Source organism: Acinetobacter sp. TUM15064 (genome assembly GCF_008980265.1).
Classification (GTDB): Bacteria; Pseudomonadota; Gammaproteobacteria; order Pseudomonadales; family Moraxellaceae; genus Acinetobacter.
The window spans coordinates 1-18,155 of sequence record NZ_BKFU01000064.1 but is presented as its reverse complement, the minus strand read 5'-3'; the positions used below and the strand labels follow the sequence as shown (position 1 = coordinate 18,155).

Genomic DNA, 18,155 nt, shown 5'->3' with positions numbered 1-18,155 from the left:
TTTTAGCATCATCTAAATAAGCACTAATTGCCTCGTAATCTGGGTCAAATTTAACCTTTTTCATTAGCCAATGATAAGAATAAATTAGAGACAAGAAAGTTGAAATTTCGATTCTTAAAGAGTTAATCCAATCCTGTCTAAAATTAGAGATATGATTTTCTTTGTTAACAACCAAAGTGATGTATGCAACAATGCCTGTTATGATTGCTGCAACAATTGCTCCAAAATAAATATAAATATATCTATCCATAAATTACTCTAAGATTAATATTAAAAAGTTCACCCCTGTAAGGCTAACACCATTATATCCAAATCCCTGAAACTTACCTCATGTTGAGCAATCAGCAGCTAAACGCTAGTAACTCTAGCCATTCGCCTTAGCGGTCACAGCGATAAGTGATAGGAAAGACATGGATATTACAGAGCAACAACAACAGTTGATTGATGAAAATGGTGGAAAACTAACACCTGAACTTGCAGCTCAATTGATAGATCAAGAGCTTTATGGCGATACCGCACCTAACCCTGCGGAAGAAGGTAGCCAGCCAGCATCTACCCAAGAACAGGAACAAGCCAATACACCTAAAACGGAACCTCAAGCACAGCAGCAACCTGATGAAAGTCAGCTCAATGCTGATAATGCTGTGGTTTTGGCAAAAGATGGTAAGCACACGATTCCATTTGAACGACTTGCAGATGCGCGCAAGGGTGAACAAGAGTGGAAGCTAAAGTTTGAAGATGCACAGAGTGAACTTGCAAAGCTTCAAGCAGATGCACAACAACGTATCGAGAACGGTCAAGCACCTACAACTCAAGATAATCAAGCAGCAATTGCACAACAAGCCATTGAACAGGGTGTAGATCCTGCTGTCTTTGGTGATTTTAGTGAGAAAGACTTAGCTGCAGGTATTCAGAAAGTTGTAGATATGCGTGTTGCAGCAATGGTCGACCAGCGCTTAAAAGACGCTTTAGCACCATTACAACAGCAACAAGCACTTAGTGCAGAACAAGCACACTTTACCGAGATCTTTACGGCACATCCCGATGCAGAGTCAATTGTTGAATCTAAAGAGTTCACTGATTGGATGAATGCACAACCGGGTATTACCAAAGGTGCTTACGAAACGGTCTTAAATGGTGGAACAGCCTCACAAGTTGTCGAGCTTTTAGGATTGTATAAATCTGAAAATCAATCAATTCAACAAGCTGCCGAACCTGATGCGGTGAAAGCAGCAGCGCAGCAAGCTGTAAAAAACGCTCAAACACAAGTACCTCACAGCCTTTCAGATTTACCCGCTGGTTCTCCTGCTGGTGTTTCTCGTGATGAACGCATTGCCAATATGACACCTGCGCAAATGATCGAAGAAATGTCGACATGGACAGAAGAACAGCGTGAGCAATACCTGAATCGCCGTGTGTAATTTAAATTGTGGAGAGTCGACATGACGAATAAAACCAATGCCGCTTATGGTGCAAAAACAAATATGGTGACTCAGGCCGTTGGCTTGTTCGCTACACACATGCAACGAAACAGCACCTTGAACCTTTTAGCAGGGAAAATGCCTAAAGGTGAAGCTGGCGCTGATGCAACACTGCGTAAACAGACCACTCAACACATGCCTATTGTACGTGTACAAGACTTGGGGAAAGGTCGCGGGGATGAGGTCACTTTCCATTTACTTAACCCTGTCGGTGCTTATCCGATTATGGGAAGTGCACATGCCGAAGGTCGTGGCGTAGGGATGTCTTTGAATGAAGACCGCTTGCGTGTGAATCAAGCACGCTTCCCTGTTGACTTGGGTAATGTGATGTCACAAATCCGTAGTCCTGCGGATTTACGCAAGCTTGGTCGACCAGTGGCTCAGAGTTTAATGGATCGTTACTGCGATCAATCGCTTTTAGTCCACATGGCTGGTGCACGTGGCTTTCATAACAATATTGAGTGGGCTATTCCGACGGAAAACCATAAAGACTTCAAAGAAATTATGGTGAACAACGTTAAAGCACCCACTAAAAACCGTCACTTTCTCGTTGATGGTTCAGGTGTTCAGTTATTTAAACAAACAGCAGATGAAGTTGAATTAGAAACAGGTGATCTATTCACGATGGACACCGTGGATTCAATGAAATCTGTATTGGATACCATCGCCTTACCTCCACCAATTTGTAAGTTTGAAGGTGATTCTAACGCGGATGACTCACCACTTCGCGTGTGGTTGGTGTCACCTGATCAATACAACAAATTTGCAGCACAACCAGGTTTTCGTTCATTCCAATCAGCTGCGTGGGCTCGTGCTAGCCAAGCAAAGCAACATCCATTATTTACGGGTGATGTGGGTATTTGGAATAACTTTATCATCCGCAAAATGCCGCGCCCGATTCGTTTCTATGCCGGAGACAATATCAAATATTGCGCTGCATATAACTCGGAAGTTGAGTCAAATGCAATTGTGCCAGCAAGCTTCGGTGAAAAATTTGCTGTCGATCGTTCAATCATTCTGGGTGGTCAAGCTATTGCTGAAGCTATGGCTTCATCTGAGCACTCAGGTGCGCCGTTCTTCTGGTCTGAGAAAGATTTAGACCATGGTGATAAATGGGAACTGCTCATTGGTGCGATTCGTGGCGTGTCTAAGATTCGTTTTGATGTGAACACGGGTGAGCGTCAGGAATTCACGGACTACGGTGTAACTGTGGTGGATACCGCTGTTCCAATCTTTGGTCGTGGTTTGTAAGTGTAAACAGGTGCTGCCCGTTGTGATCTTCACTACGGGCAAACCCTCTTAATCTTTGAATGAATGGAGTTTGCAGTTATGGCAACGATTAAACGCAAGACGGCACGTGACCGTCAATTTGGTGGCTTCACTCCTTACGGCAATGTAACGAGTTTGGTGTATTCATTACAGACGAATGCAACAGGTGCAGTGATTGACTCAGATTCAACAGCCGCAATTGCCGTAGGTGATGTTATTGACTTGGGTGAATTACCTGAAGGGATGAATCTGCAAGATGCCCAGATCATTGTTTCAACAGGTATGACAGCAACAATCAAAGGCAACTTAGGTTTTCAATATTCTGATGGTACTGATGTTGATGATGCTCCTCAAAATTCATCATATTTTGTGAATGATGGCGATTTGGCTACTGTGGGTCGTGTACGTGCAAATGGTTCGAAGCTATTCACCTTACCTAAGCCAGCACGCTTAATCTTAACGATTTCAGGTGCAGCAAATGCGAAAGCATCAGAGATCCAAATTATGGTGACTGGTGAATTAAAAGGCCCTCGTTAATTTTGGTTGGTTGAGCCTTTGGCGGTGTGAGTAGCTGTGCTTACATCGCCTTTTTTTCAAGATAAATGAAAAGGAAAATGAGATGAAAACTTTAGCAATCGCCATGCTGTGCCATTCGATTAATGCTGCGTATTGTCAGTCTTTGGGTGATGATAGTCAGCCTACATGGGATGATGCACCAGATTGGCAAAAAAATAGTGCTGTAGCTGGTGTTGAAATGCATATAGCCAATCCTGATGCCACCCCTGAGCAATCCCATGAATCATGGTATGCACAGAAAGAGGCAGAAGGTTGGGTTTATGGTGAAGTCAAAGATGCCGATAAAAAAGAGCATCCTTGTTTCTTGCCTTATGATGAATTACCGCCTGAACAGAAAGCCAAAGACTATTTATTCCGTGCCACAGTACATTTAATGAAGGATCTTCCTGACGTAGGGGAGTATTTAGCTTTGGCAGATGAGGTTAAAAATCTGCGAGAAAAAATCCAAACGAATGCACTGAATGCACAAACGCCTGTAACGCTATCTGCAACATCTTTAGGTTCGAGTGGTATTGCAATCCAATATATAGGACGTAAAGATCAATTTATTGACCTCTTATATGGTTCAAATCTTACATTTACGAAAGGGCAAGTTCGTCATGTCCCAAGTAATATTGCTGGGAATTTGCTCAAACATCCTGAGTTTCAGCGTTATGAACAGCAAGTATTTGATTCATCTGAGCAAGATGGTCAACAGACCGATGATACTTCTACGATCTTGGATGAGGCGAAGAAACAACAAGATAAGGATAATGAAAAGGAAACAATTGAATTAGATGAGATTGATACTGTTGAGCGTATCAGTGATAAAAAGAGTTTAATTGATTACGCTAAAAATAAGTATGACCAAGAACTAGACGGGCGAAGTAGTGTAAAAACTTTGCAGAACCAAGTGGTTGATTTAATCAAGCGATTTGGGGTGGTGTAATGCAATTAAGCGACCTGATCAGCCGTTTTCGTACACTGGCCAACGATAAGGTAGAGCCATATTTTATTGATGATGCCAGTGTTATTGATTGGCTGAATGATGCTGTAAGTGAAGCGTGTATCCGTGGTCGTTTATTGCATGAATCTCAAAATGAAGAAGTATGTAAGATTACTTTAACCACAGGAGTGGCAAACTATGCCTTACATGAATCACTGTATGAATTAAGTCGTATTTGGTTTGAGCCTGGTGATGGTACTCGAGGTCATTATTTGGCATTAATGTCGGCTGAAAATATGGACCAACGTTATAAATGCGACAACTGGAAGTTGATGAGGGGGGTACCTCAATTTGCTATTCAGGACGACACGGGTATTCGCCTTGTACCTATTCCCTCAATTGAGGGTGAAGTACAACTAGAGGGTTATCGTGTTCCATTGTCAGCTCTTGAAAATGATATAGATATTCCTGAAATAAACTCGATTCATCACGTCCATTTGGTTCAGTGGGCATTGCACCAGGCATTTAATGTGCCTGATGCAGAGTTCTTTGATCCAAACCGATCTGCGCAAGCAGAACAGGTATTTACAGACTATTTCGGTATTCGTTCTGATAGTGATTTACGTCGAATTACACGCAAGGATATACCTCATGCTGTAGTTCCTTTTATGCCTTGATACATCGTCCATGTATATAACATGGGCGATGATACTAATTATTTATTTAACTTCTGTTGGTTGAATACGTATTGTCCAATTTTTGCATGTACATTTGCTGTTGGGTGAGCGGTGTTGGTGATCCAATCAAATTGCAAATTTTGATTCTTATCTAATCGCAAGCCCGTTAGTAATGCATCATACCCATATCTGATACCTCGTTGGCGTAGAGGGTCATATGCATCATATTTGGTTATATCCTCAATGGCTGGACCACTATATAGCGGTAGGTGTTGAGGGTCTATTTCACTTGAATACCACCTAATCCTATTTCCAGTGGTACAGAAACCTGTTACGCATTCTAAGCTCCCAGAACAGATGCCAGAATTATAGAATGATTCTTGTGAATCAAAAGTATTCCAGCCAATACCAGATGCAGCGATTATCTGTTTATTCCTTAAAGGTTCTATAAAAGTTGGTCCTAAGGTATTTAAGCTGTTTGGGATAAACCCAAAATTAGCATTGTCATTTTTTAAAATTGGGAAAATTCCCTTTAATTTATAGTATACCGATTTCTGAAATATACGATTAGCTTCACGCGAACGGTGTTGGCAATACTCCAATTCTCTTTTTAATGTTTGTGGGGAGCTTCCAGTTTTAATTGGACTAAGATCAGGATATAACATCAAATTAACATTTTTTGGATCAATATTTAGCTTGTTGAATCCAACATTAACATGTTCATACAGCATAGGAATTCGATTCAAAGCTTCTTGCATTTCTGGTTTTTTAGGATCGACCATATATAGGTATTTTAAAAAACCTGGATTAAGGCTTTTCCCTATATATTTATAAGTTAAAGGGTTGGGTTTCATTACCCATTTTACAACACCACTAAAACCAACATCATTACCACCTAACACTAAAAGAACTTGATCTACGTGCCGTGGAGATTGACATGAAGCGATTTCAACTGCACCAAAATAATTTTGATCCTTGTTGAATCCTTTCTCCACTTTTTTTATAAAAGGAGTATTAAACTCATTTATCGTTTGCTTGTTACATAGTAGCTTCGCTAAGGCAAATTGTTGAGAAGTATTATTTACTTCACTTTCAGATAGCTTTTTATGCTGAGAACTGGATTGCTTAAAAGTCCCAAGCAATCCTACAAGGGATTTCTGTTGTGTTATAAGGCCATCATAGGCTTCTGCCCCTGAGCAGGCAAAAGATGCAAATTGAATAACAGAGTGTTTGTTGTTTATTGCTTCATATAAGGCAGCAATCGTTGGCCATGCATATAGTGAACGATGGCAGGGTGCATCGAGCCATTCAGCAGACTTTTGGATTGCTTCACGAGGAGGCCATTCTGAATTTGGATCTAATATCCAATCATGCTGTAATGATTTTTTCTTAGTCCATTTATTGAATACAGTTGGCTGATCTGGATTTCCTTCACCTGATGCAAATGAGTCTCCTAATGCGACCACTAGTTTAGGAATAACTTGAACTGTAGCTTCTGCATTAACTTTGCCATGACTATTAAGTAGCTTAACTAGGTATTTTTGATTGGATTGGGCTTTAAAACTCAGTCCATTTTGGCAGTTAGTTGTGAAGTTTGCATGGGTAGATTCTGTTTCTACTCTCCAATTACACGATCCGAACAAAATTGGAGAGGTAACATTAACAACATGTTGGTCCTTAAATAGCTGATCCTGCTTATAAGATCTCGTTGTTTTATCCCAAGCAGTATCTGATAAATTATTCATTGATGACCTTAATGCTTCGATCATCTCTTGTGGTGGGATTTCTGTCGTATATGGACTTAACTTATTTTTGACATTTAAAAACTGGCTGTCACTAAATAATGGAAACCGATTGTTTACCTCCCACTCTAGGGTTGATGAAAAAGCTTGCATTGAAATAGGTAAGGTATAAAGGGTTGTTATAAAACAAAGTAGTGTTTTTCTCATGATTAGTACCTTCTTTTGCGATACGTTTGTGTTGTTTGTTTTATGATCTATTTTCTATGTTTATTGTAAGCATTACAAATAAATAATAGGCTAATTTTTTCCCCTGTAAGGTTAACACCAATTCAATATTCCATTTTTTAATAGTGCTATGTGATTAATCTATCGGACTATCATGGCTAATATTCTCTACGACTATGCGCGGCAGTGCTTTTTAGAAGCACAAATTAACTGGCTCACAGATACGATTAAATGCATTTTGATTGATACAGGTGAATATACGTTGGATGCATCAACTGACCAATACCTATCTGATATTCCATCCGCTGCGCGTGTAGCTGGACCAGAGCTTTTAATCAACAAGACCACAACAGGTGGTGCGGCTGATGCTGATGATGTGACATTTACCAGTGTAACGGGTGAGTCCATTGAAGCTGTGGTGATCTACAAAGATACAGGCGAGGAAGCCACTAGCCCATTGATTATGTGTATTGACATGGCAACTGGGCTACCCATTACACCAAATGGTGGAGACATGGTGATTGCTTGGGGTGATGATGACAATCGCATCTTCCGTGTTTAATTGGGAATAGGGTGAATTGAAATGGGAATAGATGTTCAGGGTTATGTGGGGGATCCAGAAGGTCAACCTTCTGCTAATTGTAAAGTTTTCATGTTTCTAAGAAGTGATGGCTCATTGTTGGGAAGTGCTGTCACAGATGAGACAGGTAGTTATACGATGACACATACAGGCCAAGTGGATGATTTGGTTTTTATTGTTTGTCTTGATAATAATGAAGCACCAGATCTCGAAGGGCTTATATATGACCGAATTACCCTTGTGGACACACCTGAAATCGTGGTGATTAGTTGTGATGGTGCTGTCTCTTGGTTAGATATTTACATTCCTAATCAAACCGTTCCGACTGGAATTGAGATTACTTTCACACTTAATGGTGGTGATTTTATAGATGCATTTATCCGTTTCGATTCAACGAGTTCAACTTTTTATGATGTTGACAATAATGACATAACATCCACAATCAGTGCGGTGCTAGGTTTTTCTATATGGGATCAGACAGACAACCCCGTATCGAGTGAATATGATGGCGTGATTGAGCTATTCTTAATATCTGAACTAATTGAATATCGTGTGAGTAATCTTACTGTCGTTAATAGTGCACTCGATTTTAATATCTATTCTCCGGTGGATTGGATGCAGAACCCAACAATCAGTAAAAACGATGATGGTAGTTTCAATGCTTGTTTGTATTATGACACTACTGATGAAGGGGAAGAAGGGAATACAATTAGTTGTGATGGTGCAACATCATCACTCACAATTTTCCCTGATTTGCCTTATGTGACAACTGATGAAAGTGACATCTTATGGCAAGTTGAAATTGATGGGATTCTTTATGATGAAAGTATTGGTCCCGCAATGGCAGCTGTAGAAGGTTACAACTACATGGAAGGTTATCTTGAACCCAATCAGGATACTCTTGGAATTACAGGTGAAGCCGCGATTGGTTTGGTCATTACAAACATCAGTGCGACAGATAAGCGTGTACGCCTAATACCTGATAAGGTATTTAATGTAGAAAGCATAACATTGTCGGGAACCCCAACAGTCAGCATTGATGAATCAACCGGGATTATTAGTTTCTGCCTAGCTGCTGTAAGTGCATAAAACCTCTCTAAAACTGGTGAAAGTCTATTCATTTTATGGTGAGTATTATGGAATTTACATTTGCGTTTAAATCAACAACGACAAAAGGTTTAACAAGTGAGAGCCCAATTAACTTCAGCTTTGAAAGCCAAGAAGCTGCGGCTTCTATGGTTTCAGTTTTAGGGTTAGATGCTTGGAAAGCAGGAACCCCTGATATTAAAAATAAAGTCCACTATATTCGCCCTGATGGAAACTCAGATCAATTTCGTAAAGGGGCATGGTGATGGCAGAACGTCTACTTCCGCTGGCTGGAATAAACAATGTTCAGGATGATGATGAGCTCAAGCGTGGGGGTGATGCGCCATTCTTATTTGTACGTGATGCCTTGAATGTTGATATTTCATCGTCGGGTAAAGTGAATTTACGCCCATCTGGGGAATTGGTTACATCGTTAAATTATGAGAATTTGTGGCAAAGTCCATTGCATCATGATGTATTTGCAACGCTAGATGGCGAGCTAGTGAAAGTGAATACGCAGACATGGACCTTTGAGAATCTTGCATTTGTTGGACAGAATGTTCGATTTGAAGTGATCAATAATTTGGTTTATATCAACGGCTCAAGAGGACTATTTTCTTATAATGGTTTTGCGATCAGTCCTTTAACCATTGACACACCAGCTTCGCCGTTATTGCAGCAGGATGGCAATGGTACACTCAAAACAGGTCAATACGGTGTGGCTATTTCATGGCTTCGTAAAGGTGTTGAATCGGCAGTATCGGCAATGTCTCATGTCGAATTAGCTGGGCAGAGTAATTATGACCAGATCAATGACTTAAGCATTAATGTTACTTTACCATTTTGCATTGATGATACCGTGACAGACGTTGCTATCTATGTGACACAGCGTAATGGCGCTGAGTTATACAAGTTTGGCACTTACCCAGTATCAACCAATCAGGTGTCTATCCATGAGATTAGCCGATTAGGGAAAATTGCAGAGTTCCAACATTTATCACCCATGCCAAGCGGAAAATTCATGAAATACTGGAATGGCCGTTTGATTACCGCGGAGCGTAATGTAATCAAGTTTTCTGAGCCAATGGCATATCATCTTTATGATGAACGCCATGGCTATATGATGATGCCACAGCGGATTACCTTTATTCAGCCTGTTGATGGCGGCATTTGGGTTGGGCAGACTGACCATGTTGCCTTTTTAACTGGGGCTCAGCCAAAGGATATGAGCTATACCCGTAAATCTACTCAAGCCCCAATTTATGATAGCTGTATTTTGGTAGATGCTGATTTGGTTGGGGATGATGTTTCCCAAAACTCTAATGTGGCTTTATGGTTGGCAGAAAATGGATATGTCTTGGGTACAGCTACAGGGCAAATCATCCAGTACCAAGCTGGCAAGCTTCAAGGAATTACCGCGAAATTGAGCAGGTCTGTAAGGCTAGGGCGACGAATCATAACCACAGTAACCTAAGGGTAAATTTATTACTTAGGTTGTAAAAATGAAAGCTTTACACAAAGAAATTCAGCAAAGCCTACATAACGAACAATTTGATTTGACGGAAGAAGGTTTGTATTTGCCACGACAAGGGATCATGGTGAAGGGAGAGTACTTTGATCGACTCAATGATGGTGAATGGGAACGTACTCCAAACCTTGTAGTTACAGAAGGTCTAGCTCATATTTTGAATACTGCCTTAGGTAGTACAGCTAAGGCAGCGGGTTATTACCTTGCCTTATTTAGTGGGGCAACTGCCCCAGCAGCTAACTGGACAGCAGCCAACTTTGCTTCTGTTGCATCCGAAATTGTAAGCACCACTGAAGGGTATACAAATGCTACGCGTCCTGAATGGACACCAGCGAATACCACCACAGGGTCAATTGATAACATGAGTGCAACAGCATCATTGACGATTGCAACAACATCTACGCTCAATGTTACAGGTGCAGCATTGCTGACCAACAGTACTCGTGGTGGAACGTCTGGTGTTTTAATTTCGGCAACTAAATTTTCTGCAACACGCACCTTCCAAAGTGGTGATGTATATCAAGTGGGTTATCGTTTAAGTCTTACGGTTTAATATGCATAGCCCTAGACCTCATGGTCTCTCGATTAAGGGTGGCGGCGAACTCACTGCAAAAGACAGAACCTATGTTGATGCTGTGGTTCGCAACTTTTTAAATTTTAAAGAAACCTCTAATCTAGAGAGTCTGCGCATGTGTTATGACCTGCCTGATGGTGGGATCTTTATCGTGCAATATATGGGCGGAATATTTCGGGTAATCATTGATAAAAGCCCAACAACTACCGAAGCGACAGAGGACATTGAACAATTAGAAATTCCAATGTTGTTTTGTGGTGGTATCAGTAGTGATGCTATTTCAAGTGAAGAGGCACTAGCACTAAAAATTAGTTCATTAACACAACAACGGTTGGTTGGTTATAGTGAAGATGCTGAACTACCCGAGCAAGATATCAGCTTGAAACGCTTTAATATTAGCGTAAATACAGAAGTCGTCCCTGAATTCGAAAGAGCTTCAACACAATACCAATTGCAACGTCCTACTTGGTACAGTGGGGCAATGGCAGAGGTCATGCAAATTGTTGGGGGCTATGGCAAACAGCCGAAAACAGATGATGAGTCTGGAAGTGGGGCTGACCAAAGTGAGTATGAAACAATTCAATTTACTTTGCCTGAAACCTTAGCCAAAGACATCAATAAAAAATTAATGGGCGTAGGTTTGCCTGGATACACAGGTAAACCTAATGAAGATGGACAATTTCAATATGACTATAAATTTTCTCAAACACACGCTGTAGGTTTTGATGTAGACAATTATCCTTGGCTTATGCAAGTTTCAAATAAAGGTGTTTTTGCAATGCCTTTACCAATAAAAAGCCTTGGGAACAAAACTGGAGCGAAGAAAAGACAGACCAACCTAAAGATAAAGGTGTTCTAGGGCATTTAAAAGATACTGGCTTATCTGCTTTAAAAGGTGCGGTTGCTGTGCCCGAATTGGCTGTTGGTATCATGGATGTCATGTCTGATGGTGCTGTGGGCAAAACACTTGAGAATAAAGGTGGTACTGTTGGTTTTCGACCTAAAGAAGCTAAACAAGCTCTAGGTGATTTACATACAGATCAATATAAAGCCCAACAACAAGAGTTTGCCGATGCTGGTAAAGACGGAGATTGGGCAGATAAAGTTGTTGATAAAACAAAAGTTGCTTTAACGAATCCCTCATTAATAGCTAATACTGTCGTTGAGTCTGTACCTTCAATGTTAACTGGTGGCGTATTAGGTCGTGCTTCAGGTATAGCCAATCCTGTTGTAGCTGGTGCTGTTGGTGAAGGTGTGGTTACAGCAGATATTTGGACAAGAATATAAAACCAAGTTACAACAACTCTATAATGCTTTAGGTGGGCTTGAAGGCATCCGCAAAATCGCCAGTAAAAATGGTGTGGATATGGCACAGTTTGAAAGTGCATATATTGAGCCATATACCCAAGGTGCGAAAGACGGAATTTATGCTGAATCTGATGTGCAACAAGCCTTGGTTGGAGAACTATTTGCTTTTGTTGCACAAAATGCCAAGTCACGTCCTTTTGTACGTCAAAAGCTAAAAGAAGTTATAGGATTTATTCGTCAGTGGTTCCGTGATCGTGGTTTTGATAGGTTCCTATCACGTTACAATGATGCTGATTTGATGATGTTTTTGTCAGAAGCTAGAAAGGCTGTAGTTGATCGAAGCTATTTTGGTAAATATAAAAATCAAGAATTTTCATCTAAGAACGATACTGATACTCCACTATACAGCCGTAGCACTAAAAGCAATACAGGCTCTACAACTCAACAAGTACGAGATCTTTTGATTGACCGCTTCGGTGAGGACACCATTGCTGAATTGGAGCGTCAAGGTAAGCTTGAAATTATTCAGGATTATCAGGTTGATGGTGTGGAGGGTTTTTATTACAACGGTAAAGCTGTACTTGTTGCATCAAATTTGACTGCTGAAACCACAGTGCCAACATTCTTGCATGAATTAGGTGGACATGCTGGTTTTCAAAATATGATGAACCAAAAGCAATATAATGAATTGATGAATCAATTTAATAAGCTGGTCGAGCAAGGCAATCCTGTTGCTTTGGCTGCAAAGATGCTTGCGGAACGTGAACAAGGCTCTGAACGTCAGCAGCTTGAATATTTACCATACTTATTAACTCTTTCATCCACCATGCAACAACGTAATGTGATTCAACGTAATGCACTGCAAAAGTTGATTAATAATATCGTTTCATATGTAAAAGCATGGGTGTTTGATAATTTTGGTATTAATCTTAATTTGAACCCTGATGACATGCTTGCATTGTCAGAGCGTATGATTGGGCAAATTAAACATCAGTCATCATTGGATTTAATTCGTCAAAAATACTATGGTACAAGTCAATGGATGACAGCGCCAAACGGTGCAAAGACACATCTTTCAGAACAACAATGGTTACAAGTCCGCACCCCAGAATTTAAGAAATGGTTTGGTGATTGGGAAAATGATGCTGCAAACGCATCGCAGGTATTGGATGAAAATGGGGAACCCAAGGTTGTTTATCATGGTACTTCAACCAAGTTCAATGAGTTTAAGCAAGGTCATGGACTTCTAGGTGATGGAATCTATTTAACAGATAGTTTTGACACAGCTGATATGTATGCCAATATCCGTGGCAATAATGGCTTTGTACTGCCTTTATTTGTAAATATTCGGAATGCATTTAAAACAACAGGTAATGTATCTCGAGATAAAGTTGTTGAAGCAACGAAATCAGGTAAGTACCAAGGTGTAGTACATCAATTTGAAAATCATGAATATATTGTTGCGCTAGAGCCTAACCAAGTAAAAATAGCTGAGGGGAATACGGGCACATTTAATAGCGAAAGTTCAGATATTAGATTTAGCAGTTCAGCAAAAGATGTTATTGATAATTTAAGCAAAAACCTTAGTAATATTTCCATTTCATCAGTCAAGGATAAGACAGGTTATAAATTTACTGATTGGTTAGGTATCGGCTTGTCAGCTTTAGGACGTAGACAACTTACTGAAATTTATAGCAAACTATTACCACAACTAAACAAATATAATGATTTAGCTGCTCAAATGGATGCTGATAAAAATGATGCGGGCGCCGAAGCAGATGAAATTGTTAGAGAATGGGCAAACTTAAAAGACGAAAATCAACTTGCTGACTTAATGCATGACGCAACCCTAGCCATGATTGATCCTGCAAAACAGTATGTACCTGGTGACAATAAAATTAAATATCAGCAACTCCGAGCTGACTTTAATTCTTTGTCTCCTGAAGCACAGGCGATATATGTTAAAGCGCGTGATTCGTATAAAAAACACTACTCCAAAGTTCAATTTGCTATTAAAGAACGAATTTTACGTGCTTCACTATCAAGCCAAAAGAAAGCAGATTTAATCAAACAGATGGATCAGCAATTTTATGGTTACGTGAAAGGTGTGTATTTTCCTTTAGCCCGGTTCGGAAAATATGTGGTTATATCAAGAAATACTGCAGGCCAAGTTGAGAGTGTTAGTCGCGCAGAAACTATGGGGGAAGCGCAAAAAATACGCTCTGAAATGATGAAAAAATTTCCTCAATGGAAAATTGATCCTGTCATTAAAGATAAAGAATTTCGATCTTCAAGAGATGCCGTGGGGCGTGGGTTCATGTCTAATCTTTTTGCAGAAGTTGATAATCTTGGTTTACCTAAAGCTGAACAAGTGGCCTTTGAGGATACATTAAATCAGCTTTATTTATCTTCAATGCCTGATTTAAGTTGGGCAAAGCATGGAATTCACCGTAAAGGTACTGCTGGTTTTAGCCAAGATGCTCGTCGTGCGTATGCACAGAATATGTTTAGTGGAGCAAATTATCTCGCTAAATTACGTTATGGAGATCAGCTTGCAGATCAATTAGATGCTATGCAAAAGTATTCCGATGATCAAATTAAAGAAGATCATAGCTATAACCAATCTGTGGCACAAAGTGTTATTGATGAAATGAACAAACGCCATGAAAATCTAATGAATCCCAAAGGGCATCCACTTTCAAGTTCATTAACCAGTCTTGGCTTTATTTATTATTTAGGTCTTTCACCAGCAGCTGCTATGGTCAATTTATCGCAGACCGCATTGGTAGCATATCCGATTATGGGTGCAAAATGGGGATTTGATAAAGCTGGAAAGGAATTACTTAAAGCTTCGAATGATTTTAGAAAGGGTGTGGAGTTTCATAAGGTTAAGTGGGAAGGCTCAAAAACCGACCTTTATAAAACAATGAGTGCTGATATTTCCAAATTTTTAAATAAGGACGAAAAGCAGGCTTACGATGAAGCTGTATCTCGTGGGGTGATTGATGTAACACAGGCACATGATTTAGCAGGAATTGCTCAAGGTGAAGATAGTGGAATTATGTGGAAAACACGCCCGATTATGCGTGCAGCTAGTGTTTTGTTCCATAATGCAGAGCGTTTCAACCGTGAAGTGACCTTTATTGCCTCATACCGTTTGGCTCGGCAAGCAGGTGTAAATCATGACTCAGCTTTTGATCAAGCTGTAGATGCAACTTACAGAGGACACTTTGATTACAGTTCTGGGAACCGTCCACGTATTATGCAAGGTAATGTTGCTAAAGTTCTTCTACTGTTTAAACAGTTTGGGCAGAACATGGTTTATACATTAGCTCGTCAGACATATCAGTCAATCAAAGGTGAGACAGAAGCTGAACGGAAAGAAGCCCTGAAATCACTTGGTGCAATTTTGGTAATGCACGCAACTTTTGCGGGTACGCTTGGGCTACCTATGGTCGGGATGTTGTTATCACTTGCATCATGGATGGGCGGGGATGATGATGATCCTTGGGATGCAGAAGTTGCATTACGAAACTATCTTGCTGAAGCGTTTGGACCCACGATCTCAAATTTATTGATGAAAGGTGCACCTAGAGCTCTTACACCGATAGACCTATCAGGCCGTGTTGGTATTAATAATATGTTACTTCCGGATGTTCAAGAGGGGCTTGAGGGTAAGCGGTGGGCTGAATCTGCTATGGCCGGTGCACTTGGACCAGTGGCAGGAATAGGAACTAATTTGGTCAAAGGTGGTCAAGATATTACTGAAGGTCAGACTTTACGTGGCATTGAGACTATGCTGCCAGTTTTCCTAAAAAACTTTGCCAAAACCTATCGTTATGCTGATGAGGGTGTACAAGACAAAACTGGTGTATCTATCATGGACGATGTCAGCTCAATGGATTTACTTGTACAAGGTATGGGTTTCTCACCAGCAGATGTTCGAACAGCTAATGAAGGCAAAACAGCAATTTACCAGCTTAACCGAAAGCTCAACGAGCGTCGTAGCCGTTTGATGACATTATGGTCACGAGCGAAAATGCTGGATGACCAGCAAGAGATGGATGAAATTTGGGAAGAGATTCAAGGCTTCAATGATAAAAATCCATCACGTCGAATCACTAGAATCAACCTTAACCAAAGTTATCGTAATCGCCAACGTCGTATCGACCGTGCGGAAGATGGCATATATTTATCACGAAATCGTCAAGATGCACGTGAAGCTGGTTACTTTGCTTTTGGTGAATAACCCCCTGTAAGGTTCGCTAAATAACCGCCTTTAAATAAAACTCTACGCCAATGCGTGGAGTTTTTTATTACCAAAAAAAGGGGGGGAGCATGGCAGATCATGCACAAACAGCAATTGAAGCAAGTGCAGCCATAACAAGTGCTTCTTCAAAAACTGCAGTTGCTGGTGGTGGGGTTTCATTTGTTGGCTGGTTAGCTGGTCTTGATCCAATGACAGTCCTTGGTGTTTGCATTGGTTTAGGTGGCCTATTAGTTAGTTTTTTGAGTTTTTTAATTAATTGGCACTACAAGAAAAAAGAAGATCAGCGTGCAGATCAACTTCATGAAATTGCGCTACGAAAAGCAAAGGATGAATGCAATGTCGAATAAAACCAAGATAGCTGTAACTATGGCGACTGTGATTAGTCTGGGTGGTGTTGCTTGGACGCAAAGCCGTGAAGGAACAGTACTTAAGCCCTATTACGATAGTGTCAAAGTGGCAACTATTGGCACAGGCACAACGGTCTACCCAAATGGTAAGCCTGTCAAAATTACTGACCCACCGATTTCAAAAAAACAAGCCACTGAATATCTGCAATTCCATATGAATAAGGATGCCAAGATTTTCAATAAAACGCTTATTGGTATTCCGCTTTCTCAAGCTGAGTATGACTTGTATATGGACTTCACATACCAGTTTGGCACTGGTGCATGGTCGCAGTCTTCCATGCTTCGTAATTTAAAATCACGCAACTATGTGCAAGCCTGCAAGTCGCTATTGCAGTGGAAGTATGCAGCAAAGCGCGATTGTTCAATCCGTTCAAATAATTGCTACGGGGTATGGGTTCGACAACAAGCTCGCTATGAAAAATGCATGGGAGAAAACTAGATGCCATTACTTTTACTGATCTGGAACAACAAGCGCTGGACCTTAATCATTGTGCTTTTGATTTATACCTTGTTTCAAACATGGCAATCCAATTCACTGGCTGGTGATTTGAATAAAGCAGAAGCGAATTGTGACGTGCGTGTGGCTGAAGCAATTGCGCCTTATGAAACTGCAATCACAAAAGCCAAAGAACAGAAGGCTATCACTGAAAAAGCTTGGTCAGATAAATATATTGAGGTAGAACAAAATGCGATTAAAAAAATACAAGATGCGAATGCTGCCGCTCGTAGTGCTGACTTGGCTGCTAGTGGGTTGTCAAAGCAACTCAGTGAAGCAAACAAACGTCTGTCCACAGCTCCCCGAGAAAGCGTCATTGAGTACACCATTACCAACAGTGAGTTACTCGAAGCTTGCACAGCAGAATATCGAAGCATGGCAGAAAAAGCAGATGGACACGCAATTGATGTCGAACGATTGAGTGAGACTTGGCCTGAGTAAAAATGATATTGTGCAAATAGATCAGCAAAGAAAAATGCCAAGTAGCATACTTTGCTGATCACTTTAATGTATACCGCTATATATGTGAATTAATGGATATAGGTTATAGTAATTGAATAATAAGCAACTAAAGCAATTAGGTTTGATAAATAACCCGCTTATCTTGGGAGAGTTAGGTGGGTTTTTACATATGCTAAAAGTTTTTACACCAATAACTTAAACCTCTATCTCAAGCAATAGTTTTATAATGATTATTAATTAATTTTCAATCCAGTCTGGTGCTGGATAGTTGTTGGGTTTTGAGCACAACCCAAGAGTGCTTATTTAATTGAAAATTTTATGTCTCTTTACAAAGTAACATTAAGATCTTGATCATAAAGAAGCACTTTCTTTGCGTTACAAAGAAAGTGCATTCTTCCGAATGTCGAGAAATAATGTTTAGATGTACTAGCTCAAACCTGATCTGACAGTTACCAATATTTGATCTAGGCTGTCAGGTTAAATTTGAGCTAAATTCTTTTCAGCCCAAATATGTTTTCCATCAAGTAATGTTGCAAATGGGGTTCTGCC

At 40.3% G+C, this 18,155-nt stretch carries 17 protein-coding genes and 1 pseudogene; 16 read left to right on the top strand and 2 right to left on the bottom strand.

What is annotated here, in order from left to right; genetic code table 11:
* On the bottom strand, positions 1-250 hold a 250-nt coding region (locus GBI16_RS15155), incomplete at its 3' end, for a hypothetical protein (RefSeq protein WP_215900691.1).
* 160 nt (positions 251-410) lie between these two features.
* Here GBI16_RS15155 and GBI16_RS15150 point away from each other — a divergent pair.
* From GBI16_RS15150 to GBI16_RS15130, 5 genes are all read left to right on the top strand, one after another.
* The gene (locus GBI16_RS15150) at positions 411-1,421 is read left to right on the top strand and encodes a hypothetical protein (protein WP_151707377.1); all 1,011 of its coding nucleotides are present in this window, start codon (positions 411-413) and stop codon (positions 1,419-1,421) included.
* A 21-nt stretch (positions 1,422-1,442) separates the two neighbouring features.
* Positions 1,443-2,732 (top strand): DUF4043 family protein, encoded by a 1,290-nt coding sequence (locus GBI16_RS15145; protein ID WP_119063882.1) that lies wholly within the window; start codon positions 1,443-1,445, stop codon positions 2,730-2,732.
* Between the two features lie 78 nt (positions 2,733-2,810).
* Positions 2,811-3,287 (top strand): hypothetical protein, encoded by a 477-nt coding sequence (locus tag GBI16_RS15140; protein ID WP_151707376.1) that lies wholly within the window; start codon positions 2,811-2,813, stop codon positions 3,285-3,287.
* 82 nt (positions 3,288-3,369) lie between these two features.
* The gene (locus tag GBI16_RS15135; protein ID WP_119063884.1) at positions 3,370-4,254 is read left to right on the top strand and encodes a RyR domain-containing protein; all 885 of its coding nucleotides are present in this window, start codon (positions 3,370-3,372) and stop codon (positions 4,252-4,254) included.
* Positions 4,254-4,928, top strand: coding sequence for a hypothetical protein (locus GBI16_RS15130; RefSeq protein WP_151707375.1), 675 nt, complete (start codon positions 4,254-4,256; stop codon positions 4,926-4,928). The genes GBI16_RS15135 and GBI16_RS15130 overlap by 1 nt, the downstream gene beginning before the upstream one ends.
* 38 nt (positions 4,929-4,966) lie before the next feature.
* On the opposite strand, the gene GBI16_RS15125 is transcribed toward GBI16_RS15130, so the two are convergent.
* Entirely contained in the window at positions 4,967-6,877 is a 1,911-nt protein-coding gene (locus GBI16_RS15125) for a hypothetical protein (RefSeq protein WP_151707374.1), read from the bottom strand.
* Between the two features lie 172 nt (positions 6,878-7,049).
* Between GBI16_RS15125 and GBI16_RS15120 the strand changes: the two genes are divergently transcribed.
* The 11 genes and pseudogenes from GBI16_RS15120 (at position 7,050) to GBI16_RS15065 (ending at position 17,585) form a co-directional block, all read left to right on the top strand.
* A complete protein-coding gene (locus GBI16_RS15120) occupies positions 7,050-7,457 on the top strand; it encodes a hypothetical protein (RefSeq protein ID WP_151707373.1) in 408 nt (135 codons plus the stop codon).
* A 21-nt stretch (positions 7,458-7,478) separates the two neighbouring features.
* A complete protein-coding gene (locus tag GBI16_RS15115) occupies positions 7,479-8,564 on the top strand; it encodes a hypothetical protein (protein ID WP_151707372.1) in 1,086 nt (361 codons plus the stop codon).
* A 47-nt stretch (positions 8,565-8,611) separates the two neighbouring features.
* Positions 8,612-8,827: a hypothetical protein gene (locus GBI16_RS15110; RefSeq protein WP_151707371.1), complete on the top strand. Its 216-nt coding sequence runs from the start codon at positions 8,612-8,614 to the stop codon at positions 8,825-8,827.
* Positions 8,827-10,035 carry a hypothetical protein gene (locus GBI16_RS15105; protein ID WP_151707370.1) on the top strand — a complete coding sequence of 403 codons (1,209 nt, stop codon included), beginning with the start codon at positions 8,827-8,829 and terminating at the stop codon, positions 10,033-10,035. Before GBI16_RS15110 ends, GBI16_RS15105 begins: the two co-directional genes overlap by 1 nt.
* Positions 10,036-10,063: 28 nt before the next feature.
* A complete protein-coding gene (locus GBI16_RS15100) occupies positions 10,064-10,642 on the top strand; it encodes a hypothetical protein (protein ID WP_119063890.1) in 579 nt (192 codons plus the stop codon).
* 1 nt (position 10,643) lies between these two features.
* On the top strand, positions 10,644-11,522 hold the full coding sequence (locus GBI16_RS15095; protein WP_151707369.1) for a hypothetical protein: 879 nt from the start codon (positions 10,644-10,646) through the stop codon (positions 11,520-11,522).
* Positions 11,523-11,569: 47 nt separating this feature from the next.
* Positions 11,570-11,950 carry a hypothetical protein gene (locus GBI16_RS15090; protein WP_151707368.1) on the top strand — a complete coding sequence of 127 codons (381 nt, stop codon included), beginning with the start codon at positions 11,570-11,572 and terminating at the stop codon, positions 11,948-11,950.
* A pseudogene (locus GBI16_RS18705) lies at positions 11,922-16,220 on the top strand (PLxRFG domain-containing protein); the annotation flags it as partial. The gene GBI16_RS15090 and the pseudogene GBI16_RS18705, both read left to right, overlap by 29 nt.
* 89 nt (positions 16,221-16,309) lie before the next feature.
* On the top strand, positions 16,310-16,588 hold the full coding sequence (locus GBI16_RS15075) for a holin (protein WP_151707367.1): 279 nt from the start codon (positions 16,310-16,312) through the stop codon (positions 16,586-16,588).
* On the top strand, positions 16,578-17,087 hold the full coding sequence (locus GBI16_RS15070; RefSeq protein WP_151707366.1) for a lysozyme: 510 nt from the start codon (positions 16,578-16,580) through the stop codon (positions 17,085-17,087). The genes GBI16_RS15075 and GBI16_RS15070 overlap by 11 nt, the downstream gene beginning before the upstream one ends.
* Positions 17,088-17,585, top strand: coding sequence for a hypothetical protein (locus GBI16_RS15065; RefSeq protein ID WP_151707365.1), 498 nt, complete (start codon positions 17,088-17,090; stop codon positions 17,583-17,585). It abuts the gene before it with no gap.
* Positions 17,586-18,155 lie beyond the last annotated feature (570 nt).